Below are 24,732 nucleotides of genomic sequence, written 5' to 3' on the forward strand. Positions count from 1 at the left end.
GTAGCAACATTGTAAATAGTATCAATGAGTTACAATGTGGCTTATCCCGAACTGGGGTTATGATAGCTATCAGCTTTGGATGTACTAGCTTTGCCCCTGACCCATTCTCTACGTAGAACGCAGCAAGTTTATGACCATGATCAGTAGCAAACTGTATGAGCTCATTTTTGGCACGCTTGGCATCTTGCTCTTCAGGTAACGTTTTATGGTGACTTTAGATAGGATATAGCTCTAAAACAATCTCGTTCCCTTCTGTTAATGTTGGAGCTTAACCGTGCTCGATATTTTACAAGCAATTCCTAATTGGCATCTTGCAGGGCTGTTTTTGGCGGGTATGATTGCTTTTGTGATTTCCACCATATCAGGAGGTGGCGGTGCACTTTTACTTATACCTGTCACCTCTGCGCTGATAGGGATCTCGGCTGCGCCACCCGTGATTAATTTAGGTAATTTCATTAGTCGCCCTTCACGTCTTTATTTATTTTGGCATCATATCGACTGGTCGCTAATAAAGTATTATGCGCCAAGCGCTATCGTTGGTGCGTGGTTAGCTGCATTATTATTTAGCCGTCTTGATGGGAGCTGGATTCAGTTATTAGTGGGTGCATTTTTGATATCTACCGTCTTGCAGTATCGTTTTGGCAAAGTAGAAAAATCTTTTAATATGCCTAAACTGGGGTTTGTGCCTTTAGGTTTTATTACGGCGTTCATTAGCACACTCGTCGGCGGTTTGGGTCCTGTGCTCAATCCTTTCTATATGAATACGGGATTACAAAAAGAAGATTTAATCGCTACTAAAACAGCTAATTCATTCTTTGTAGGATTGGCTCAGATTGGTAGTTATACTTTTTTTGGCGTATTGACTGCCAATCTTTGGATTTATGGCTTTGCTTTAGGGCTTGGTGCTGTGGTTGGCAACATCATTGGTAAGCGCTTTTTAGCAGGTATGAATATCAAGCAGTTTAGAGTGATGCTGATCCTATTAATGGTCATTAGTGGCGTAGTGATGATTGTCCAAAACGTCATGATTCTGTTTTAAATTAAACCAAAGTTATCTGACAGTGAATATATTCATTATCACTGCTAGAGCTAACAATACTGATGTAAAAACAAGCTACGCGGACCATAGCTGAAACGCGGGATACTCAGATAGGGATAGATAACTAAGAATTCATTCGAGGCATGGTTGCCTGTGCGGTACTAATTCTAAATAGTGAGCAGCAAGCAAACCTTTGCCACCGTATTTACTCATGGTCCCACTGTTAAAAAGTCTTTAGTAGAGTTATTAAGCCATATACCTCTTCTGCGGGAAGCTGAAAATGAGCTGTCTGTTATGTTTAATCAAGACTTTCTATAGTCATCCGTCCAATTATTTCACTAGCAAAACACCATAGCCGTTTTTTACTTCTTTACTAATAGGTTATACAGCTATTGATAGCACCACTTTCAAAAGCTGTCCTACATACGGTTCTAGTATTATGAAACTTACTGTAATAATCATTTGTTAAGGGATCTGTTGATTGATTTCAATATTAACTTGAGTCTGTTCAGCGCTAATCACTACTGGGTTACCTGATAGATCACCCGACTCTGCGGACGCAGTCCCACTATGGCTAACACGAGCAACGACTGCTAACTGAGTTTTGTCGCTACGGGCAGATTGTAACGTGCGTTCTGGCATCATCGCATCAAGATCGCTTAAACGGATACTGGCTTTACCTTGCTTGATGATACTAATAGGTAAACGTTTGGCGGCAAACGGAGGGCCCCCTTTCACATCACGTATCGCTACAAACAACACATCATTGGCTTTAACCAATGGTAATAGACTCGCATCAATAGAGACGGTAACTTCGATACCTTGCGCGGCTTGCTGCTCTTGCTCGATGACATTAGCACTTAGCTCATCAAGGCTCGCTAGCGCTTTACTATGGTCACCTGGTTTGGCAGCGATGCTCTCACGTAAACGCTTAATCCAACCTTGCGCTTCTGCAAAGTTACTACCACGTGCCTCACCCATTGCCATTAGCATCTGCGCACCTTCATGCTGTGGATTTTTGGCAAGGACATCTTGTAATACACGGCGGCTACTGGCATCAAGCTGACCTTTATTGGCAAAAAAGCTAATCTGCGCATAAGTGGTCGCAATCTCTTCATTGTCTGGTGACAGACGGTAAGCGCGTGACAAAGCTTCAATCGCTGAGTCGGTAGCTTCAAGCGATAAAAACAGCTCTGACAAACGCATCCAGCGATCAGGATCATCGGCATGACGATAAACGTTGGTCTGCATCGCGCTGATAAGCTGCTGGCCGTTTTCGATTGCCCATACAGGTGGCTGATCGATTTTGCCAGTCAACAAGTCATCAGCGACTTTTCCGACCTTGTCTTCGGCCGTCCACAGATCAAACACAGGCGTTCGGTCACCCACCATCAGATACGCCAGCGCAGCCAATACAGGCACCCAAACCATGAGGATCAAGCGGCTCTTGATACCAGGTGCGACCATAGGTGTTACTTCACGCTGAGCATCCAATAGCTGACGCTCAAGCTCAAGCTTTTGGTTTTGGTAGTGAGCATCATCGATGGTGCCACTGTCTTTGTCTGTTTTTAGCTCTGCCAGACGCTCGCGAAACACCGCCACGTTGATATCTAGTAGCTGGTTGTCCACAGAAGTGCCTGATGTACGCGTGGCGCGCAGCCATGGCATGATGGTAATAACAGCAAGGAGTAAGGCAATCAGTAAGCTTAGGGCAATAAATAAGCCAAAAGTAGAGAATATGGTCATTTTTTGTCCTCGGGGCTTGTGGTGTCATGAGCGTCATTATCGGTGCTATTGGCACGCGATAGCAGACGATCAAGTTCGGCTTTTTCGGCGGCAGTCAGCTCCGAGGCGGTATTATCTACCGTCACTCTACTCTGACCGCTCGCTACCAGCTGGCGGCGACGGCTTTGCCAAAACCACCCTATCAATAATACGATCAGTAGCAATGGCGGAAAAAACCATAAAATCCATGTCGATGGACGTACAGGCGGCTTGTAGCTGATAAAATCGCCGTAGCGCTCTTGCATATAATCCCGGATTTCCGCATCACTACGTCTGTCTTTAATCAAATCATAGACTTTTTGCTTTAAGTCTTGGGCAATCGGCGCATCAGAACCTGCCAAGTTTTGGTTTTGGCATTTCGGGCAACGTAGCTCTTCGATCAATCCTCGGTATTGTGCTTCTTGTTGGACAGAATCAAAATCATAGACGTCAATCGCCGCATAGCTGGTCACACTTAGGAGACAGGCAAGTATTAAGCTCGCTACTTTTATCGTAACGGCCTTTATTGAACGGGCTATCATTTGCACACCTCTTCAACCTGAATCGCATCTGGACTGACGTTATTATCATTGGCATCATTGAGTACCGTTAAGCAAGGCTCAATACGATCTTGCCAGTTACTCTCGTTAATCTCACCAACAATGTGCTGGCGAATAACGCCTTCACCATCGACAGTGAAAGTCTCAGGCGCACCCGTCAACCCTAAGTCCAAGGCAAACTGGCCGGACAAATCCTGAATAGACATGGAGAATGGGTCGCCGCCACGATTTAAATATCCTAGCGCATCACCGATGTCATCTTTGTAATTAACACCAACCAAATTGACTCCGCGCTCTTCTAATTGCATTAAAAAAGGATGCTCAATAACGCAAGTTGGACACCAAGAGCCCCAAATATTCATCAAAAAGGGCTCATCAGGTAAGTTGTCATTGGTCATGATCCGACTGGTATCGGACAACAATGGCAGCTCAAACGCTGGTACTGGGCGTTCAAGCGCGGTATTGGTTACGATTTCAGTCGGCTGCCCCAAACGAAAATAAAGCATAACCATAACAGCAGCAAAGATGATCAGCGGGATCAAAAACCATATTCTAATTTGGCTTTTTTTCATTGTTCGATTACCTTTTGTTTCAGGGGGTTGCTCGGAAAAATGATTAGACTTAGTCATTTTGCTTCTCCCCTATTAGTGTCGTGTTATTAGTAGTGCTTTTAACATCTAAATCAGTAACCGTCGTAAAGCCTGACTTACTCGCTGCAATTTGTGCAGGGGTCTTGGATGTTTTGAGACGATAGCGCCTATCAAGCATACTCAGCAGACCACCCAATGCCATAATAATAGCGCCGAGCCATATCCAACGAATCAATGGCTTCACATAAATACGTACGGCCCATTTATTACTGCCTTCAGCTATAGGTTCACCAAGTGCGACGTACACATCACGCATCAGACTGTCATCAATCGCTGCTTCGGTCATTGGCATCATGCTAATAATGTAATTGCGTTTTTCAGGGTATAACGTAGTCACAGCACGGCTATCTTTACTCACTTCGACCTCAGCTTGGGTCGCATCATAGTTACTGCCTTTGACTTCGCGGAAGCCTTTAACGGTGAAGTCGTAACCTTGGACATGGACCGTTTCGCCAACACTCAATGCCACATCGCGCTCGATACTCAAGGTACTGGTAAAGGCAACACCGATGACCGCTACAATCACACCAATATGTGCCGTTTGCTGACCCCAGTAGCTTAAACGCAGCTTATTTAAGCCTTGCAAAAAGCTTGGTGCATTTTTGGTTTTGTCTTTGAAATCAACCACCATCCAGAACAGTACCCAAAAACTTACTGCTAGTGTTACACCAATATTAAGCATGGCAGAGGGGCTAGCAAAGTAAGTGATGACTGCAGCTAATACTAGACTGCTCGCCGCAATGACCATTCCAACGCCTAACAATGGACGCTTATCTTGTTTCCAGCGGATATTGGAGCCCATACCCATGGCAACCAGCAATAGCCATGTTAAAGGCACAAATAGCGCATTAAAGTACGGAGGACCTACCGATACCTGACCCAAGCTAAAGGCGTCGGCAATGATAGGATAGAGGGTACCAAGCAATACCACTAACGTTGCAATCAAAATGATGACGTTGTTAATGACTAAAAATGACTCACGCGAAACCAGTTGATACTGACTTTCAATCGTCAAACGCCAGCCACGCAGCGCAAACATCAGCAAACCACCACCGACGATGATGCCAAGAATCACTAAAATTACCAGACCACGAGTGGGGTCAGCGGCAAACGAATGCACTGAGGTAATAACCCCTGAACGTACAAGGAAAGTACCCAAGAGACTTAAGGCAAAAGCAAAGATAGCCAGCATAATGGTCCATGCTTTAAAGACACCGCGCTTCTCAGTCACTGCCAACGAATGCAGCAAGGCTAAACCGGCAAGCCAAGGCATCAGTGAGGCGTTTTCTACAGGATCCCAAAACCACCAGCCGCCCCAGCCAAGCTCGTAATACGCCCACCAAGAGCCAAGTGCGATACCAACGGTCAAAAACCCCCAAGCCGCTAGCGCCCATGGACGCGACCAACGTGTCCATACTGCATCCAAACGCCCTTCCCACAATGCCGCCATACAAAAAGCAAATGGCACCGCTAAGCCCACATAACCCATATACAGCATCGGCGGATGAAAAATCAAACCAAAATCTTGTAGAAGAGGGTTTAAGTCAGCGCCATCGACTGGCAGATTGGGCAAGGTACGATCAAATGGCGACGAGGTAAAAATCAGCATCGCTAGCATCATGACCTGCACACCGGCCAATATCACGAGTACCCGCGCGCGCATCGACAACGGTAAGCCACGGCTAAAATAGGAGACCAGCGCGCACCACGTGGCCATGATCGTCATCCATAGCAGTAGCGAGCCTTCGTGTCCGCCCCACGTTGCTGATAACTTATAATACCAAGGCAGCAAGGTATTAGAATGCTGCGTGACATAGACGAGACTAAAGTCATTAAAATAAAAGCCTGCCATCAATGCAACAAATGAAAAAATCATGGCAGCAAACTGCGCCCATGCCAAACTCGGTGCCAAACGCTGCCAAGCAACATGGTCACGCATAACGCCTATCGTTGGTAATACCACCTGCAAAATCGCCAAGATTAAGGCGGCTAGCAAGGCAAAATAACCCAATTCTGTGATTAACATACGGTCTAACCCTGTTTACTCTAATATGATTTAAGCTCACTGTAACGGTTGGATTTTTATTATTGGAAACTATTGAAATTTACTGCTATCTCTAGCTCCAATTGTTTTCGAAGTGTTTTGAAAAGCGTGCCGAAAGTAATAGACAATCATAAATATACAACCATCTTTTGTTAGGTAAGAAGAATATTGAATTAGTTAACCGGACTTATAACAGCCTAATGCCATCTAAATAAGACCTAGACGATCACACCTGAAAGACAGGCGCGAATCCACCGCCTGGCGTACGGAAGTTAGTCACCTGACCTTGATACACACGCGCAGCAGGTAGTAACATTTTTCCGCCATACGTATAAAGACGTATATCTACCTTTCTTGTTGTTACGATGTCATCAATTTTGAGTGATCTCTCTCCTACAGGGACAAAGGTCTGTGCGATATAATCTTCATCCAGAATGTTTTCGAAGACGCGTCGAGTCAGTTTGCTACCGCGATAAACGCCTTTGCTTCCATGACCAGCAACTGGCTTAAAAAACAGTTGCCGCCGAGTAAGCCACAACTCTGCTGCATCGTCTCTTGATACAATCTTAGTCCTCGGTACAGACCTTTCGAGGCACTCCACTGCAGCCTCATCCAGACCCCAAGAGCGCAATATTTGGGAGTCTGATAGCAATGTCAGGTTTTGCTTATTGGCCAACATAGCATGTACGCGGGGATTGGGTGTCACTACCACAGCACCCTCTAAATAAGCCTGCTTAAGCAATACATGGTCAGGGTCCTCAAATGCAAAGTCGACAAGCCGATTGTAAATCATATCGATTTTCTGGCCATGGGCTGTTAACGTACCGTCGATATACTCGAGTTCAGAGGGATCAAGTATCACAGTATCAATACCTCTAGCTTGGAGCAGTTGACAGGCTAACTCAAACTCTAAGAACATGAACTGACTCTCGGGGTCATTGTCCACAATAGCTATCCGATTGGGCATAGCAACAGCGGACTGTCGCTGCCATTCCTGTTTGAACATGTCAAACACTGCTTCCTCGAACCTATCTAGCATTTGATTGGTTGCAGCGCTTTGCTCTGAGGGGTTGCAACAGCGTTTTTGTGCGCGAGCGAGCAACACATTCAGAAATGCGCCACCGGCATTAGTATTGACCTCGATGAGCTGAGGTCCATCGCTACCCAAGTGAAAGTCATAACCCATGAGGGCCCCTATTGGGCCTGGGTCGAAAGCAGCTATTTCTGGTGCCCACGACAGCACTTGCTCTTGATACAATGGCAGTTCGGCAGCTGACTCGATAGCCCTGACGATTCGCTCCATCGCCTCTATCTCTGTTTTGGGAACGAACACGGGTGTTGCTGAAAAAAGCTTATTAAGCTCGTTCGCTCCTACTGGATTGTTTCTAGTTTCTACCAATTGATCTTGAAGGCTTGTATTAAGCGCTTTACGATCAAGGGTAATGCAGTAGCACTCTTGGTTAAGTCGATTTGCAAGACCGTCATTTTTTTCGTTGTTATTAGTTGGGTGTTCCATTTAGAGTCCGTCGCTAAGTAGAGTACTCACGCTGACATACTCTAGTAAAAAGTAAAAAGTAAAAAGTAAAAAGTAAAAAGTAAAAAGTAAAAAGTAAAAAGTAAAAAAGGTTCTTGGCGTATTTAAGTAGTGCTAGCTACTTTCTAATGTTTCATTCCCTGAGACTAAATCATTATTTCGTTCATTTTTAATTAATATCTTTGCTAAGAGTAAACCCAGCTCAAATAATAGCCACATAGGAATCGCGAGCAATAGCATTGACACCCCATCGGGCGGTGTGACTACCGCTGACACAGCAAAACAACCGACGATGATATATCGGCGCTTACTCTCTAGACTCTGAGTGGATATGATACCGACCATTATCAATAATAAAGTAACCACTGGAATCTCAAAAGTGAGTCCAAATACCATAAATAACTTTAGCGCAAAGTTTAAATAACTGTCGATATCGGTCATAGGTATAACGTTTTGCGGAGCGAATAAAATAAAGAACTTCAATACGCCTTTGAGTACCACAAAGTAGGCAAAAGCGACACCAGAATAAAATAGGAATATCGAAGATATCAGCACTGGAATAGTGATTTTTTTCTCTTTTTTATATAATCCAGGCGCTATAAATGACCAAATTTGATACAGAATATACGGCATCACTACAAAGGCAGCAACGAAAATCGTCAAGCGAATAGGTGCCATAAAGTTTGACGTTATATCAGTGGCAATCATGGTCGAATTGATGGGTAACTGCGCCACTAATGGGTCTGATAAAAGATTGTAGAGCTCACGCGAAAACCCTACCAATGCTAAGAAGACGATCAAAACGGCTACGCATATTTTGATGAGATGCTTGCGTAATTCAATCAAATGCTCAGTAATAGGCATGTCGCTAAGCACATTCAGCACATTATCAGTCTCAACATTATGGGTAGCATCTGACGCCTTAGCATCTGTATTTGCTAACTTTCTTTGGCGACTTTTTTGGCGCTTAAATAAGCTCATTTATCCCCCTTCTCTATAGCTGAAGAAGAGGTAGTATTCTGTTGATGGTCTTTATCATAAGGGGTGATTGACTGATGTGAAGCGTCTAGGCTTTGGTTCTGTGACTGCTCAAACTTTTGCATACTGCCACGCATTTCTGCTAATTCGCGCTTCATATCCGACTCGGTCTGACGGATTTTCGCAAGTTCATTTTGCATTTGTTGACGTGTTTCAGCTAGATCAAGCTCAGCTTCTATTTCAGATTGTAGAGTGGATACTGTACGGCGCAGTTTGGCATACCATTGCCCAGCGGTACGTGCGGCTTGCGGCAGTTTTTCTGGGCCCAATACGATTAAAGCAATGACGCCAAACAAGAGTAATTCGGAAAACCCAATATCAAACATAACAGTCACATATATTAATAGACTACTTAGTGCCGCTATTTATAAGCGGCGCGCTTCATACTTTAGGCTGGTCATCAGTGGAAATAGGGCTGATTTCCATATCATCAGCCTGATTACCTACACGCGTATTTAAATCATTACTTGCAGCTGGCGTACTATTTTCATGGCTAAGCACATGATTTTTGCGAGCATTCTCGGGTTCTTCATTTTTGACCGCTTCTTTAAAACCCTTCACCGCACCGCCTAAATCTTTACCTGCATTTTTAAGCTTGGCAGTACCAAATACGACCACCACTACGACCAATAAAATCAGCCAATGTGTAATAGAAAAGCTGCCCATAACGGTATCCTTATATTTTGTGATCTTGTTTAGACCAGTATGTGTCAGTGTGCTTTAGAACACTTTTTACCGTACCAGAATTATAGTTTCAAACGGCGCAATCGCAGCGCGTTAGCAATCACCGAGAATGACGACAAGCTCATCGCTGCCGCTGCTATCATCGGACTGAGCAGAAGCCCAAATATGGGATAGAGCACACCTGCGGCAATAGGAACACCAAGTGCATTGTAGATAAAGGCAAAAAACAGATTCTGTCTGATATTGCGCATGGTGGCGCGGCTAAGCTTATAAGCTTTGGCAATGCCCATTAAATCACCTTTTAGCAGGGTAATGCCCGCACTCTCCATCGCCACATCGGTACCGGTTCCCATAGCGATACCAACATTAGCTTGCGCTAGCGCTGGTGCGTCGTTGATACCATCACCCGCCATAGCGACCAATTTACCGCTGTCTTGCATTTCTTTGACGATACGGTTTTTATCCTCTGGTGAGACATCCGCATGAACTTCATCAATACCTAGTTTATTGGCGACTGCCTGCGCGGTTTTTTCGTTGTCACCGGTTAGCATCACAACTTTTAAACCTGCGTCATGAAGCAGTGAAATAGCCTCTTTAGTGCTTGGTTTAATAGGGTCAGCAACTGAAATAATACCAGCAGCTTTACCGTCTATAGCCACAAACATTACCGTTTCACCGTCTTTTCTACGGACATCAGCTTTAGTGGACAGCTCATTATCAAAACTATTTAGGCTTTCCATAAGCTTAGAGTTACCAATAGCGACTTTCTTACCATCGACCACGGCTTGTACGCCTTCGCCAGTAGTCGAATTAAAGTCAGTAGCTTTAGGAATAATGAGTGATCTTTCTTGAGCTGCTCTAACGATAGCTTCTGCTAAAGGATGCTCGCTAGCGCTTTCTACTGAGGCTACCAATGCGAGGAACTCGTCTTCATCTTGACCTACCTGCGCATCAATTGCGGTAAGCTCGGGCTTACCAGCGGTCAGTGTTCCGGTCTTGTCGACGACAATGGTATCGACTTTTTCCATACTCTCTAACGCTTCAGCATTTTTGATGAGGACGCCGTTTTGCGCGCCTTTGCCGGTACCAACCATAATGGACATCGGCGTCGCTAGACCAAGGGCACAAGGACAAGCAATAATCAGTACCGCAATCGCGTTAACCAAAGCATAGGCCATAGCGGGCTCAGGGCCGAATATCGCCCAGACAATAAAGGTTATGATAGAGCTGACAATAACAATAGGTACGAACCAACCCGCCACTTGATCTACCAAGCGCTGGATAGGCGCGCGGCTACGCTGGGCTTCAGCAACCATTTGTACAATTTTAGATAATACTGAATCTGCTCCAACATTGACCGCTTCGACTAATAGCGTTCCGGTGCCATTTACCGTACCACCAGTCACTGTATCTCCTGCTACTTTTGATACAGGGATTGGCTCACCCGTCACCATTGATTCATCAACACTACTATTACCATCGATCACTGTACCATCTACGGGTAGTTTCTCACCTGGTTTAACCCGTAGCTTATCGCCAGTGACGACCTCATCAAGCGAGACTTCGACTTCTTCACCGTTTTCATCGACACGTCTTGCGGTTGGTGGTGCGAGCTCAAGCAAAGCTCTAATCGCACCTGAAGTTTGACTTCTAGCTTTGAGCTCTAATACTTGACCCAGTAGCACCAAGGTTACAATGACAGCTGCTGCTTCATAGTAGACTCCGACTTGACCAGAGGCATCTCTGAAACTGTCTGGGAAAATATCGGGAAAAAAGGTCGCGACAATACTAAAAATATAAGCAGCGCCTACGCCTATCGCAATCAAAGTAAACATATTTAGATTGCGGCTTTTTATAGACTGCCAGCCACGAACGAAAAACGGGGCGGCGCCCCAAAGCACTACAGGGGTCGCGAGCACTAACTCAGCCCATTGTAAAACCTGTGAAGGTATACCATACTGACTAAAGTCAACTCCAAACATACCGCTCATCACATATATTAATAGCGGTACAGTCAACACGGTACATATCCAAAAACGACGAGTCATGTCGTCAAGCTCTGAGGTGTCCTCTTCACCGATAGTAAGCGTTTCGGGCTCAAGCGCCATACCACATATCGGACAACCGCTATTTCTAACGTCTCTCACTTCAGGATGCATAGGACAGGTATATACCGTGCCATCGTAATCAGCAGGTACTTTATCGTATTTACCGCCTTTAACAGATTTTACTCCGCTACTATCAGTATCCTTTCCATGACAGCTAGCGTGACTATCATCTTTAGCAACTTCGTCTTCAGGTTTAAGAAACATGCCACATATTGGGCAGTCACTTTTTTCAACATCTCTTACTTCTGGATGCATAGGACAAATATAGACCGTACCGCTATAATTTTCCGGTATCTTGTCGTACTTATCGTCTTCGACAGAATTTACCTCATTACTATTATTAGCATCTGCTCCATGACAATGCGCATGACTATCTTCATGGTTGTTGGATTCAGCAACCTCGTCTTCAGGTTTGAGAAACATGCCGCATATCGGACAATCGCTCTTCTCAGTATCTCTAACCTCAGGATGCATCGGGCAGATATAAACCGTACCACTATAGTTTTCTGGCACTTTATCGTACTGACCACCTTTGATAGATTTTTCATCGGCAATATGTTTCATAAAATCACTCCTTGAAGACAATAAATATTGATAATAAGTACAACTCTTAAAGCACTATCATCAATCCTCGATTGCTATTCATCTAATCATTAATCTAAAAACCTCTAAAAAATAATTTCTATACTTTTCAATTGGAATTTAGTTTTTATCACGCAAATACTTGAGCAGTGCCATGATTGTTAGTACTAGTACTGCGAAAAATAGTAGGGTGAATAACAAACAGATAAGCATCATAACCCAGCCCATGCCATACATCATTGAGCCGTTCATCATGCCATGCATTGACCCATTCATTATGATTTCTCCTCAGTCTAAACTGTGATCACTCCAACTCTTCAATTAATTTTTACTCGAACCGAAGAGGTTTACTGACTGTTAATATATCAATATCTTTAGCGCACTTTGGCGAACCAACGATATAGTGGCACGAACAAGATGGCGAAATACCAACCGTAAAGATATGATTCTACAAGTCCAATTAGAAAACCTGTCCATGTTAACCACTCAAAGCCAGGTAGTAGAGGTGCCCAAGCTTCGTGCATCGCTATCTGTTCGGGTGCAAGTAAACCAAACCCTATGCATAATAGATAACTAATAAGTAGAAACAACGATACACTATTGCCAACAGGGGCAATCCTTAAAGTACTTGTTGTTAAGTTTGATTTGACCATCTTAGTAATCCTCACTATTGTATGATGTGGTTCAAGCTCAAGATAACCAATCGTATCTAACCATGCTAACTCTAAGGATTTGTATGAATTAAAGCTTTATCCTGTATTGATATTACTTTTTAACTCGTGCGGCGGCGGCAAGTTGACGCCATTGACCCCATTGAGGAATAAACATTGGCACTTGCTGTTTGTAAGCAAGGTAGTCTTTACCAAACTCTTCAAACATATGCCGTTCCTCACGTCGAGCTAACCATGTGTATACAAGCACAATCACTGGAAACAGACCGATTGAAAACAGAGTTGGCCAATGCACCACACCCTCACCGAACAGTGCAATAAACAACCCGGTGTACTGAGGATGACGTACGTAGGCATAGAGTCCATCAGTTACTAAACGATTTTCCCCTCGTGCTTTGTGGACTTGGCGCCAACCTTGAGCAAAAAGACCGACTCCTAAAAATGCAATAGCATAGCCGAGTAGCATTGAGATCATCATGCCTGTCTCACCTAAACCAACAAGGGTCGACCATAAGCTAGCGCTGACATATTGGCTGTCCAAACCAAAAAACCGTACTAATAAATATATAGTGAGCGGAAAGCCATACATTTCTGCGTAAAGTGCAATAATGAAAGCCTGAACTACACCAGCACCCGCCCATTCACGCCAGTTCTTTGGTGCGAAATAACGGTAAAAGAACCAAGAAATCAGAACAATAACAATTAGTGCGAGACCCCAAGTTCCAGCGTGATTAAATGACTCATTCATAGCTTACTTTCCCTGTTGTCTTTATGAATATCGTATTGCATGAAATCAATTCTTGAAGATAGTAAGCAGACACTTAAATCTATGCAATTTTTAACCAAACAATTTTCTGTAAACTCTTTGATGTTACTGTCAATGATGGTCTGCAAGCGTATCTTTTTCGATAGCTTTTTTCCTCGCTGAAGATTTCAGGTAAACCTGCTCAGCCACAGCAATCACTACAATAGTGACGACTGCTACGCCAAGTACGAATGGATCTGAGTTTAGTTTAATCCAGACAAAACCGCCGAGAACCAACAGGTCAAGAAGTATGGCCACTATAGGCACCCACATCACCGCCTTTATATCCTGACGAAGGTATCGCAAAACACCCCAATGAATGGCGATATCCATAATTAGATAGAAAACAATGCCAAGCGCTGCAATTCGTGATAAGTCAAATAACGTCGTAAAAGCTAAACCCAACACCACAGTATAGACCAACGTATGTTTTTGAACGCTTCCCGGCATTCCCAAATGACGATGAGGCACCAGCTTCATCTCAGTCAACATAGCAAGCATACGAGAGACTGCGAAGATGCTAGCAAGGAGGCCGCCAGCGGTAGCTACCATTGCGATTGCAACTGTGAACCATAGACCATAGTCGCCAAGTGCTGGGCGTGCGGCGGCAGCCAAGGAGTAATCTTTAGTTTCGATGATTTCGGCAAGAGATAGATTACTAGACACCGCGAAACCGACTAGAGTGTAAATAACTACGCATATTGCGATTGATATTACAATGGCACGGCCGACGTTGCGATGAGGATTTTTTACTTCCGAGCCACTGTTGGTAATCGTGGTAAAGCCTTTAAATGCCAGTATGCCTAGCGCCGTTGCGCCAAGAAAGTCACCAATAGTATTAGTGTCATCTAATGTAGAAGAATCAACTGCAAAGCTATCAGCTAGCCAGATACCAACCAACCCGAATATAAGAATACCGACAATTTTTATAATACCGATAACCGATGCAACCCCCTGAATCCAACGATTACCAAGTAAATTGATAAAGAACGCAGCAAGAATAAGCGCGGCGCCAAGGATGGATACCATGCGACCGCTGTCATCGCCACCGAATAACTGCATAGTGTATGACCCGAACGTCCGGGCCAAAAAGCTCTGCGCTATAACCATGGAGAAATACATCAGCAGGGCATTAAATCCAGTCGGTAAACGATCTCCGTATGCCTGATGCAGGTACATTGCAACACCGCCAGCCGACGGGTAAGCGTTAGAGATTTTGATATAAGAATAGGCACTAAAAGAAACAACGATTGCGGCGGCTAGAAAAGCAAGTGGGAAAAGCGAACCCGTCATCTGAGCCATCTGACCGGTCAGAGCGAAAATACCAGCACCGATCATGACACCGGTACCTAGCATAACTGTTCCTGATAATGTCAAACTATCCTTCTGATAGCGAGTCGTTCTATCTTGCTTCATACTTATTCGACCTTAATTTATTTCTTCGTAGAACTTCAGTTTTACAGGTTATTTTTGAAGTAAGGAGTAGGTATAGTTAGAATTAAAAGACGCGATATAGTAAATAGTTTTTAAAGAAGAGCTTACTTATTGGTATCATAATATATTATTCCAACTCTTCAATAAGCGCTTGCATCTCACCGATTTCACGCTTTTGTGCTTCGATAATGTCATCAGCAAGCTGACGTACACGTGGATCTTCGATATCAGCACGCGAACTGGTCAAAATAGCAATCGAGTGATGCGGTATCATCGCCTGCATCCAATCCACTTGATCGACCGTTTGTTGTGATCTAACGCCCCATAAACCAAAGGCAAATAGCACGACACTAATCCCATAAACCATCAAGTTTATCTTGGTTTTTTTATACATATTAGTCATAAAGGCGAGCATGATAATTGCCATTACCGCGCCCATATACAGCGCCATATAAGCTCTGGTTTCGCTAAAATAAACGTGATCCCATTGATAAGTATTAAAATACATCATGATAAACATCACGACTGTCGATGTTAAAATCATGATTGTGAACTTTACATAAGGGTTCATTTGCTTCTGTTTATTATCCATATGGTTATTCATATTCTTGTCCTTAATTTAGTAAAAAGGCACCTAAATAAAGAGGTGCCTTTTTTTAGAGCTAGTGTTATAAACTGTTGTTACTTACATGGTTAACACTAGAACCAAAACATCACACCAGCAGTCAGACTATTAGAATCAACGGCTACGTTTTCTTGGCGGCGTAAGTCTCGTGCATCCCCTAAGGCTGATGCATAACTAAAACCAACGTAGGGTGATAATTGACGACTTAGGGTTTCATAAGCTAACCGAACTTCAGTTTCAAGCTCATTAAAACCTTTAGTAATACCGTTGTCAGTATCATCTTTACTGAAAGCAGTCAACTGCACTTCTGGTCTGACCACCCAACGCTGATCTAAGCGCCACTCGTACGCTGTCCCAAGATCAAGCTGGACTTGACCATCAGTATATAGATAAGCTCTTGCGTCAGTCTCAACGAAGTACGGCGCCGTACCAACAATGCCTGCCATGATTGCGGACTTATCGTTTTCAGTATTATAAGCAATACCCGCTTCTCCATTCCAGAAGATACCGAGCGGCTTCCAATAAGCGAGTGAGGTTAAGCTATCGATCTCTTTATCATCGTTAGTTTGAGCACTACCTTCACTGCGTAGAGTGACACGATTACTATCAGTACCGTACCACGTATCAAACTCAAAATCGATTTGGTCATTCTCAAACTGATAGCCCAAAGTTTCTACTGACACACCCCATAACGGTAAGCTATCCATCATCACAGGCTTACCAAAGCGACCATAGGGAACGCCGTTTGAATAGTCAGGACTGCGAGCATCAGCTGGAGCTTTACCACCTTGCGTACCTGACATATCCATACTGCCATGGTCCATGCCTGACATATCCATTTTGCTATGGTCCATGCCTGACATATCCATGCCACTGTGATCCATATCTGACATGTCACCTGACATATCCATACCACTATGATCCATATCCGACATATCGCCTGACATATCCATGCCACTATGGTCCATATCTGACATATCGCCTGACATATCCATGCCACTATGGTCCATATCTGACATATTGCCCGACATATCCATGCTGCTGTGATCCATACCAGACATATCCATACCAGACATGTCCATACTGCCATGATCCATGTTCGACATGTCCATACTACTATGGTCCATATCTGACATAGTCATGTCTTTTTTAACCGTGGACGGGTCAGCAGCATTAGCAAATGATGATGCTAATAATACCAATGATGATACCCCGGCGAACCGTAAACCTACTTTATGTATTTTCATCTCATCTCTCACCTATCAACCAAAGATTTGCTTAAACAACGGCAACTTCTCTAAACATCCCTGCTTCCATGTGATAGAGCAAGTGGCAATGCCATGCCCATCTGCCAGCTTCTCCGGTGACATCAAAGCTTATCTTTTGTGCAGGCTGTACCATTATCGTATGCTTACGTACTTGAAACTCACCTGAAGGCATCCGCAGATCGCTCCACATACCATGCAAATGCATGGGATGATTCATCATGGTGTCATTGACTAAGGTAATACGTACGCGCTCACCCGGCTTAATATTGACCGGTGCGGCATCTTTGAACATAACCCCGTCTAGAGCCCAAATATAGCGCTCCATGTTTCCCGTCAGATGTATTTCAATCTCTCTGGTGGGTTTGCGCTGCTCTGCCATTATCTCATCGCCGACAGAGCGCAACTGACTATAATTCAAAACCTTTCTATCAATGTTACGTAGATTAATACCAGGGTCATCAAGGTTCATACGCGGACTATCAACGCGCATATCGGACTTAAAGTCATATTCTGTTTTGGCATGTTTAGCGTTATAGCCATTCGATCCCATGGCGCCCATCATGTCGGCCATCGTCAGCCATTCGATTTTGTCCATAGCAGGTATCGCAGGACGAGCACCTTTTTTGGTCGCAAGCGTTGTCGCAACATAGCCTGACCGATCTATGTTTTGAGCAAATATGGTATGCGCGTCTTTAGTGGGCGTCACGATGACATCATAAGTCTCGGCCACCCCAATACGGAAATCATCGATATCGACGGGACTGACATCAATCCCATCCGTCGCGACGACTTTCATTTTTAGGCCGGGGATGCGTACATCAAATATCGTCTGCGCTGAACCATTAATAAAACGTAGTTTGACAGGCTGTCCAGCCTTGACAAGTTGCGTCCAGTTAGCCGCTGTGGTTTTACCATTCATAAGATAAGTAAACGTGGTCTCACCAGATAAATCAGTAAAGTCTGTCGGCATCATCCGCATCTGATTCCACGTTTTGCGCTTATCAAAAGCCGCCTCAAGATCCGTAGCGGCAATATCGGACAATAGCTTTTTAAAGTCTGGCAGATGATAATTATCAAAGTCAGCACGCTGCTTAAGTAGTTTTAGCAGATTATGCGGATCGCGATGCGTCCAATCACTAAGCAGGATAACGTGATCTTCCTCGATAGGATAGCGTTCGCGCCCTTTAGGTTCAATCACAATAGCCCCGCGCATACCGGTCTGCTCTTGGAAGCCAGTATGCGAGTGATACCAATAAGTGCCTGACTGTATCAGTTTAAATTTGTACGTGAAGGTGCTACCCGCAGGAATACCATCAAAGCTGATACCCGGTACGCCATCCATCTCAAACGGCACTAAGAGGCCATGCCAGTGAATAGAGGTCGACTCATTCAGCTGATTATGGACTCGAATGGTGACCGTATCGCCTTCTTGCATCTTAAGCGTTGGCGCAGGCAGTGAGTCATTTATCAGCGTTGCCATGCTTGACTTGCCGTTGACCGTTATCATCTTCTCACTGACATAAAGATCAAACTCTTTGCCTGTCAGTATAGGTACAATGTGATCGGCTCTATCACTATTGACTACGACATTTTGGCTTTTAGTTAAAGCACTATTAGCCATCGTCGGTAGTGTGGATAGCATCGACGCGCCGAGCAAGGTGGATGACCCTGTCAAAAAACGCCTGCGGTTAAATCTGTTTTTATTCATAATATTGACCTAAGTTAATCCATGAAATGAGAGTTGAACTTATATATCTGATAACTTATTAATAGAACTACAGCTGCTGCGCTGGCGACTCAATAGCCGCATACACTTGAGTGCTGCCATCCTTGTTCAATTGCATGACTTTATAGGGCATAAATTTATCTTGATATTCCATGCCCGGACTACCAACTGGCATACTCGGTACCGCAAGACCGATGGAATCAGTTGGCGGATTGGCTAGAAACTGTGCCATGTATTTGGCAGGGACATGCCCTTCAAAGACAAAACCGTCGGTGGTAACGGCGGTATGACAAGAGCGCATTTGCTGCGGGACACCGTAACGCTCTTTAAATAAAGATAAATCTGTAACGTCTTGCGCAGTTGCGCTTAGACCATGACCTTCGGCATAGCCTACCCATTCTTTACAGCAGCCGCAGTTGGCATCTTTGTAAACCGTGGCTGAGACGTTTTTGAGTAATGATGACGAGCTGTTAACGGGAGCATTTGTAGGAGCAGAACTTTCATTTTGTACTTGTGCATTCTGGGTAGCAGACTGTTCAACCTTTACTGGTTGAGAATCAGAGCCACTGGTATTAGATTGGCTGCAAGCGGCTAGCGTTAACGAGAGTGACGATGTCACCACCAATAAAAGGACACGACCGGATAACCAGCTATGTCCATTAGAAAGCACATGTGTGTAATGTCTCATTAAATTACTCCTAAACGTCTATTATTATGCTCGATATTCTAAAAACTTACACCCTATATTTAATTCTTATGTACTTAACTAAAAACATTAAGTGCAGCACTGTTCAGTACTGCATTATTAATATAATAGCGACAACCGTGAGTTAGGAGGCTTTCATATCTAGAAAGTATTAATGCTGCATTCCAGATTCATCATCCGACATATTCATATCACCGTCAAATGACATGTCCATCATATCGCCATCTATCCTAGTGGTTAGCATCGTGTACTGAGCTTCATCTAATTCAGGTAACGATCTAATGAAGGCTACCATTGCCCACATTCTAGCGTCGTCATGAGAAGCACCCCACGTAGGCATTCCAGATGCCATAATACCGTGCTTGATTGCCCAAAAGCCTTGCTTTGCACCGTCTTCTGTTTGATAACGTTTGACAATATCAGCCTTGGTAAAGTTGGGCGGCTTTGGATATAAGCCCTCACTAAAGTCAGTTTGTGCCACTCCCGGAGACAAGTGACAGCCTGCACACATATCCTTATAGTCCGCGCCCCCAGAAATGATATCGACCTTCTCTAAGTCTGGTACCACAATATCTTTACTGGCATTTGCTATGGAACGATTGCGAGCGGTTTCCAAAAAGCTAAACATCATTGGGCTATGCTCTTGGTCAGCTCCCACATTGACAACACCACTAGTAACAACCGCAAACACGCCAACGATTGCCACAAATACGGTAAAGAGCGCACCCAATAAAAATTTCATATGTTTTCCTAAAACTTTATTTTCGTTAAGTGTTGACTGCTATTTAGCAGAGCTAAAATTTTTAAGATTTACTGTCGTTAGTAACGCAGTTTTTTTGGTACATTTGCTTCATTTTACCCATGTTAGCCATCATTGCTTTCATAGCAGGATCTTTCATATCCATCTTGCTATGATCCATTTTTTGCATCATTTGCATATTCTTTTGCATTTTTTCACAGTTCATTTGATCTTTTTTAGCATGCAATTTTGGATCATGCGCCATAGCTGAGGTTGAAAGGATTAGAGCTACAGCAGTGGCAGCGATTGATTTAGATAATGACATAATTAATTCCTATTTATTTTATTAACGCCTGAGTCTGTTTAATGTCAAGACTGTTAAATTGGTTTAGATGATACCTTATTCTTTCTGACTGGTAGATGACAATAAGATTACAATATTGTCATCTTAACGTTTCTAGATTTTAATTCTTAATAGAATCCTTTAGTATGACTTGAGGGCTTCTATCGCGATCGCGACCATATTTGTTCACGAAATCCTTTTCAGACTGCAAGTGCTGATCTTGATGCTGAACTTCACAAGCAACTCTAGCATCGATATAGCTTTTCATTTCAGCATCCGATACATTTGCATTATTGTGATCTAGGTTTTTAGCAAACTTGGTAACGTTATCGCAGCTATCGATAATTGAAGTGCTTAGATTGGTCGTATGCGCATTAGCCGCTGTTACACCGATAAGCATCGATGCTGATAGTAGTACCGCTTTTTTGAGTGAACTATAATTTTTCATGTGAAGTCCTTTTAAAGATGAGTAGATGAGTAATAGAATGTCTAATTAAAATAACCGCTGAATTTATAGAATCTATCTGTATTATAGAAGAGCTTCTATGTAGCGTTGATTTATAATACTAAATGGTGACTGACAGCTTGATGACTGAGACATGACATGTTTGTCATAAACAATACAACTTTGTCATCTTTCTTCTCTTAATATTAGGCGTCAGAATATACTTTTATCCAAAGCAATCGTTTATGACAAAGGGCTTGATAGACTTTATTGATAACTATAATGACATTAGGTGGAAAAACTATGAAAGTGCTATTGATAGAAGATGAGAAAAACCTTGGAGAATATATTAAGAAAGGCTTAACTGAGGCCGGTTTCATCGTGGATCATCACATGACAGGTTTAGATGGCTATCATGCGTTAATGACTGAAGATTTTAGTGTGGTTTTGATGGATGTCATGCTACCTGACGTCAGTGGCTTTGAGTTGGTACAGCGCTACCGAGCTGCTGGAAAGCATACGCCAGTTTTATTTTTAACGGCTAAAGATGATTTAATCGATCGGATCAAAGGTATTGAAATTGGTGGCGATGATTATCTGACCAAGCCTTTTGCTTTTGCTGAACTGATTGTTAGAATAAAAAGCCTATTGCGCCGTGCCAATCAATCTGATTATAAAAGCTCGGTCATACACATAGCTGATCTGAAAATGGATATTGCCAAACGCACCGTTCATAGAGGCAACACTAATATAAAATTGACTGCTAAAGAGTTTGCTTTATTACAACTTTTCTTAGAACGTCAAGGTGAGGTACTGCCGCGCACTGTGATCGCCTCGCAAGTATGGGATATAAACTTTGAAAGTGATACGAATGTCATTGACGTCGCTATAAGGCGCTTGCGGATAAAAATTGATGATGGATTTGATATAAAGCTGATTCATACGGTACGCGGAATGGGCTACAAGTTAGAGCCACTGAATGTCGACGTGGATAGTGGCATGGGCGACGATAGTATTAATAAAGACAGTCTGACATCAAATGAGACATAAATTTAAGAATCGACGCTGGCCTTTGTTATGGCGTACTGTTTTTTTACTGACAATATTTGTTGTTATCTCTCAAGTTATTATTTATATATGGGTTCAGCGCTCTGTTAACGAGCACTTTGAGCAAATGGACTCAGAGATTATTACCCATGCAGCTTTTAACCTGCGTAAACGCATGGTGAATTTTAACGATCACATAGAACCTTTTACAGTGTCAAAGTCGCAAGCGCTAATTGATGCCAATCATCTACATTCTTCTTGGTTAGACTATGATTTAAAAACGTTAATATCAGACAAAAACGGCAATTTATTGTCCAGCGATCCCAGTAATTTCATCAATGATCTACCGGCAGATTTTAGCTTGTTACAACTATTGCAGGACTATCGCGATCAGCAGTTTATGATCAAGATAAATAATAGGCATTACCGAGCCATTATCATTACACATCAAGAGGTTTTGGCATTTATTGCTCTACCTATCGATGTGCATCATCAATATCTTATCCAGTTTAATCGCCAGCTGAGCTTGATACTTATCGCCATTACCTTATTATTGGTTTCAGTAGCAGCACTAAGTGTACACTGGGGTTTTGCTCCCCTAGCTACTATCGTACAAAAGATGAAAGGCATTAATCTTCAAAGGTTAGATGAAAGAATTGTGGTTGGCGATATGCCGTTAGAATTACGTCCACTAACGGAGTCTTATAATTCTATGATGGTCAAGCTTGAAAGTAACTTTGAATCATTATCACGGTTTTCAGACAATATCGCCCATGAGCTACGTACGCCAATAGCGACGCTGAGTACGCAAACGCAAGTCATGTTAACTAAGCCAAGAGAAAGCGACGAATACATTGAGCAATTGCATCATCAGCATGATACGTTAAAGCAGTTATCCGCCATGATTAACGATATGTTATTACTGGCAAAAACTCAAAAAGAGCTGAGTGATTCGCAAATCAGTCATGTCGATATAGAGAGCTTGATCACAAAGCTTATAGATTATTATGAGATGATTGCTGAGGATCGTGAGATAATCTTTGAAAAATCGGGTGATTTTAAAACAGTACTAGGTGATAAAGGCTTATTGCAACGGCTGTTTGCCAACCTGATGTCAAATGCGATTTATTATGCGGCTAGTAATAGCACTATTATGATATCCGCTACTGTCCTCACTTCAAGCACCTCGCTTAATGCGCCAAAAGACGATATTCAATCCCCAGAGCAGCTCTGGTTAAGAATAACTATGACCAACCGTCTAGACAAACCATTAAATCAGATTGAAGCCGATAAACTGTTTGAGCGATTCTATCGTCATGATAAAACGAATACGATGCATTCAGGAACAGGCTTAGGCTTAGGCTTATCTATTGTGCAAGCTATCGCCAATGCTCATAATGGCAAAGTTAGTATTACTATCAAAGATGAGTGTCTTTTTGAGGTTGCTGTAAAGTTGTTGATTGCCAGGTAGTAAATACCTTCATACTGTCTATGAACCGCTCCGATTAGATCGAAGGCGAGTTTACTTGGAAGGTCTCTCTATCCATAAGATGAGATTCTGACTTGCGATAGTTGTACTTTTCAATTGTTGGACAAAAAATTTCTTATATAAGCCTATTTCATACATTCTATTACCAATAATTATGATGCCTTTATGATGATTCATCCTCAGTATGATCCCGTAGCGCTTTCCTTGGGTCCAGTGGAAGTGCACTGGTATGGGCTAATGTATTTGCTAGCCTTTGCTGCCGCTTACGGTTTGGCTTGGTATCGCAGTACCAAACGCGACAACTGGACCACCGACATGGTCTCTGATTTAGTCTTTTATGGCGCGCTTGGTGTCATATTAGGCGGTCGTATCGGCTATGTGCTGTTTTATCAGTTCGGCGAATTACTACAAAACCCTGCCTATATATTAAAAGTCTGGGAAGGCGGTATGTCTTTCCATGGCGGCTTTATCGGCGTCATGCTAGGTATGTGGTTCTTTGCCCGTAAATATAAAAAGACTACCTTTCAAGTATTTGACTTTATCGTTCCTTGTGTACCAACTGGCTTACTATTTGGTCGTATCGGTAATTATATCAATGGTGAGCTATGGGGTCGCGTCTCAGACGGTGGCTATAACTGGCTAACTTATTTCCCGCAAGCCGCTGCCTTTGATATGCAGCAATTACAAACCAATCCTGAGCTACAAGAGTTGATGATTGAGGTTAATGGACAATACATACTGCCTCGTCACCCATCGCAGCTATACGAAGCATTTGCCGAAGGTCTACTGTTATTTATCTTTTTATGGTGGTATTCATCAAAACCGCGTCCACGTATGGCCGCCTCTGCTGTGTTCTTACTGGGTTACGGCATCAGCCGCTTTATCATTGAATTCTTCCGTCAGCCAGATGCTGACCAAGGATTTATACTATTAGGCTGGATGACCAAAGGTCAGATATTAAGCGCACCGATGATTGTTGCGGGCTTAATCATGCTAATTTACGCTTACAAACGCGGTATTTATGATTGGGGTAAGCAGTCTGCTTATTAGAAATGAGTATCGAGGTGCATGAACAAATAAATATAAATGCAGTTCTAACAAGATACATTCCATTTGCAGAATTAATATCTATGTTAGTACAAGGATTTTTATTCCTAAACCTAATTTTTTCATCAGATAGTGGAACTTCAAAAGCTAAAAATAAATTTGGATATGTAACTCTTTATGTCAATGTAACCTATTTTAGCTGTTATTTGTCTTTAAAATAACCAATTTCTTAGAAATTAATACAAGGAACTACATGATGTATCGCAACAATTACGTAAGATTACATAGTTCCTTAGCGAATTAAAATTCATATTGACACTATAAATTAGGGACTGTATAGAATTGAGAAAGCATTGAAAAAAATAAGCAACGCCTTACTCTAAT

The 24,732-nt window shown here is 43.0% G+C and carries 24 protein-coding genes; 4 read left to right on the forward strand and 20 right to left on the reverse strand.

The features are described from left to right. The first annotated feature begins 274 nt into the window (after nucleotides 1-274). Nucleotides 275-1,039 carry a sulfite exporter TauE/SafE family protein gene (locus tag FQV37_RS12605; protein WP_227522957.1) on the forward strand — a complete coding sequence of 255 codons (765 nt, stop codon included), beginning with the start codon at nucleotides 275-277 and terminating at the stop codon, nucleotides 1,037-1,039. 465 nt (nucleotides 1,040-1,504) lie between these two features. Here the strand turns inward: FQV37_RS12605 and ccmI are convergent, their stop codons facing one another. From ccmI to FQV37_RS12705, 20 genes are all read right to left on the reverse strand, one after another. Next, nucleotides 1,505-2,785 (reverse strand): c-type cytochrome biogenesis protein CcmI, encoded by a 1,281-nt coding sequence (ccmI, locus tag FQV37_RS12610; RefSeq protein ID WP_160023464.1) that lies wholly within the window; start codon nucleotides 2,783-2,785, stop codon nucleotides 1,505-1,507. After that, entirely contained in the window at nucleotides 2,782-3,345 is a 564-nt protein-coding gene (locus FQV37_RS12615; RefSeq protein WP_058025865.1) for a cytochrome c-type biogenesis protein, read from the reverse strand. Before FQV37_RS12615 ends, ccmI begins: the two co-directional genes overlap by 4 nt. After that, nucleotides 3,342-3,992, reverse strand: a complete 651-nt coding sequence (locus FQV37_RS12620) for a DsbE family thiol:disulfide interchange protein (protein WP_102091629.1) — start codon at nucleotides 3,990-3,992, stop codon at nucleotides 3,342-3,344. Before FQV37_RS12620 ends, FQV37_RS12615 begins: the two co-directional genes overlap by 4 nt. Then, the gene (locus FQV37_RS12625) at nucleotides 3,985-6,039 is read right to left on the reverse strand and encodes a heme lyase CcmF/NrfE family subunit (RefSeq protein WP_160023466.1); all 2,055 of its coding nucleotides are present in this window, start codon (nucleotides 6,037-6,039) and stop codon (nucleotides 3,985-3,987) included. Before FQV37_RS12625 ends, FQV37_RS12620 begins: the two co-directional genes overlap by 8 nt. 244 nt (nucleotides 6,040-6,283) lie before the next feature. After that, entirely contained in the window at nucleotides 6,284-7,573 is a 1,290-nt protein-coding gene (locus tag FQV37_RS12630) for an ATP-grasp domain-containing protein (protein WP_160023468.1), read from the reverse strand. 132 nt (nucleotides 7,574-7,705) lie between these two features. Then, nucleotides 7,706-8,455 (reverse strand): twin-arginine translocase subunit TatC, encoded by a 750-nt coding sequence (tatC, locus tag FQV37_RS12635; RefSeq protein WP_478009708.1) that lies wholly within the window; start codon nucleotides 8,453-8,455, stop codon nucleotides 7,706-7,708. 113 nt (nucleotides 8,456-8,568) lie between these two features. After that, nucleotides 8,569-8,955, reverse strand: coding sequence for a Sec-independent protein translocase protein TatB (tatB, locus tag FQV37_RS12640; RefSeq protein WP_160023472.1), 387 nt, complete (start codon nucleotides 8,953-8,955; stop codon nucleotides 8,569-8,571). 55 nt (nucleotides 8,956-9,010) lie between these two features. Next, a complete protein-coding gene (gene tatA, locus FQV37_RS12645; protein ID WP_160023474.1) occupies nucleotides 9,011-9,295 on the reverse strand; it encodes a Sec-independent protein translocase subunit TatA in 285 nt (94 codons plus the stop codon). 80 nt (nucleotides 9,296-9,375) lie between these two features. Next, the gene (locus tag FQV37_RS12650; RefSeq protein WP_160023476.1) at nucleotides 9,376-11,985 is read right to left on the reverse strand and encodes a copper-transporting P-type ATPase; all 2,610 of its coding nucleotides are present in this window, start codon (nucleotides 11,983-11,985) and stop codon (nucleotides 9,376-9,378) included. A 138-nt stretch (nucleotides 11,986-12,123) separates the two neighbouring features. Next, nucleotides 12,124-12,279 carry a hypothetical protein gene (locus tag FQV37_RS12655; protein ID WP_156770962.1) on the reverse strand — a complete coding sequence of 52 codons (156 nt, stop codon included), beginning with the start codon at nucleotides 12,277-12,279 and terminating at the stop codon, nucleotides 12,124-12,126. Between the two features lie 98 nt (nucleotides 12,280-12,377). Further along, nucleotides 12,378-12,656, reverse strand: a complete 279-nt coding sequence (locus FQV37_RS14345) for a DUF5676 family membrane protein (RefSeq protein WP_025645689.1) — start codon at nucleotides 12,654-12,656, stop codon at nucleotides 12,378-12,380. Between the two features lie 112 nt (nucleotides 12,657-12,768). Further along, entirely contained in the window at nucleotides 12,769-13,422 is a 654-nt protein-coding gene (locus tag FQV37_RS12665; RefSeq protein WP_068037334.1) for a methyltransferase family protein, read from the reverse strand. Nucleotides 13,423-13,551: 129 nt separating this feature from the next. Then, entirely contained in the window at nucleotides 13,552-14,895 is a 1,344-nt protein-coding gene (locus tag FQV37_RS12670; protein ID WP_240991030.1) for an APC family permease, read from the reverse strand. A gap of 145 nt (nucleotides 14,896-15,040) precedes the next feature. After that, nucleotides 15,041-15,517: a DUF305 domain-containing protein gene (locus FQV37_RS12675; RefSeq protein WP_160023478.1), complete on the reverse strand. Its 477-nt coding sequence runs from the start codon at nucleotides 15,515-15,517 to the stop codon at nucleotides 15,041-15,043. Between the two features lie 95 nt (nucleotides 15,518-15,612). Then, on the reverse strand, nucleotides 15,613-16,785 hold the full coding sequence (locus FQV37_RS12680; protein ID WP_160023480.1) for a copper resistance protein B: 1,173 nt from the start codon (nucleotides 16,783-16,785) through the stop codon (nucleotides 15,613-15,615). 31 nt (nucleotides 16,786-16,816) lie between these two features. Beyond that, nucleotides 16,817-18,514 (reverse strand): copper resistance system multicopper oxidase, encoded by a 1,698-nt coding sequence (locus tag FQV37_RS12685; RefSeq protein ID WP_068037346.1) that lies wholly within the window; start codon nucleotides 18,512-18,514, stop codon nucleotides 16,817-16,819. Between the two features lie 67 nt (nucleotides 18,515-18,581). Continuing rightward, nucleotides 18,582-19,220, reverse strand: a complete 639-nt coding sequence (locus tag FQV37_RS12690) for a DUF411 domain-containing protein (RefSeq protein WP_160023482.1) — start codon at nucleotides 19,218-19,220, stop codon at nucleotides 18,582-18,584. Nucleotides 19,221-19,389: 169 nt separating this feature from the next. Then, entirely contained in the window at nucleotides 19,390-19,980 is a 591-nt protein-coding gene (locus FQV37_RS12695; RefSeq protein ID WP_068037353.1) for a c-type cytochrome, read from the reverse strand. A 61-nt stretch (nucleotides 19,981-20,041) separates the two neighbouring features. Next, the gene (locus FQV37_RS12700) at nucleotides 20,042-20,302 is read right to left on the reverse strand and encodes a hypothetical protein (RefSeq protein WP_160023484.1); all 261 of its coding nucleotides are present in this window, start codon (nucleotides 20,300-20,302) and stop codon (nucleotides 20,042-20,044) included. Between the two features lie 139 nt (nucleotides 20,303-20,441). After that, nucleotides 20,442-20,768, reverse strand: coding sequence for a hypothetical protein (locus FQV37_RS12705; RefSeq protein WP_025653165.1), 327 nt, complete (start codon nucleotides 20,766-20,768; stop codon nucleotides 20,442-20,444). A gap of 300 nt (nucleotides 20,769-21,068) precedes the next feature. Between FQV37_RS12705 and FQV37_RS12710 the strand changes: the two genes are divergently transcribed. From FQV37_RS12710 to lgt, 3 genes are all read left to right on the forward strand, one after another. Next, nucleotides 21,069-21,815 (forward strand): heavy metal response regulator transcription factor, encoded by a 747-nt coding sequence (locus FQV37_RS12710; RefSeq protein WP_160023486.1) that lies wholly within the window; start codon nucleotides 21,069-21,071, stop codon nucleotides 21,813-21,815. Continuing rightward, on the forward strand, nucleotides 21,805-23,283 hold the full coding sequence (locus FQV37_RS12715; RefSeq protein WP_160023488.1) for an ATP-binding protein: 1,479 nt from the start codon (nucleotides 21,805-21,807) through the stop codon (nucleotides 23,281-23,283). The genes FQV37_RS12710 and FQV37_RS12715 overlap by 11 nt, the downstream gene beginning before the upstream one ends. A gap of 183 nt (nucleotides 23,284-23,466) precedes the next feature. Beyond that, the gene (gene lgt / locus FQV37_RS12720; RefSeq protein ID WP_160023490.1) at nucleotides 23,467-24,351 is read left to right on the forward strand and encodes a prolipoprotein diacylglyceryl transferase; all 885 of its coding nucleotides are present in this window, start codon (nucleotides 23,467-23,469) and stop codon (nucleotides 24,349-24,351) included. The last annotated feature ends 381 nt before the right edge of the window (nucleotides 24,352-24,732 follow it).

Source organism: Psychrobacter nivimaris (assembly GCF_009812035.1).
Lineage (GTDB): Bacteria > Pseudomonadota > Gammaproteobacteria > Pseudomonadales > Moraxellaceae > Psychrobacter > Psychrobacter nivimaris.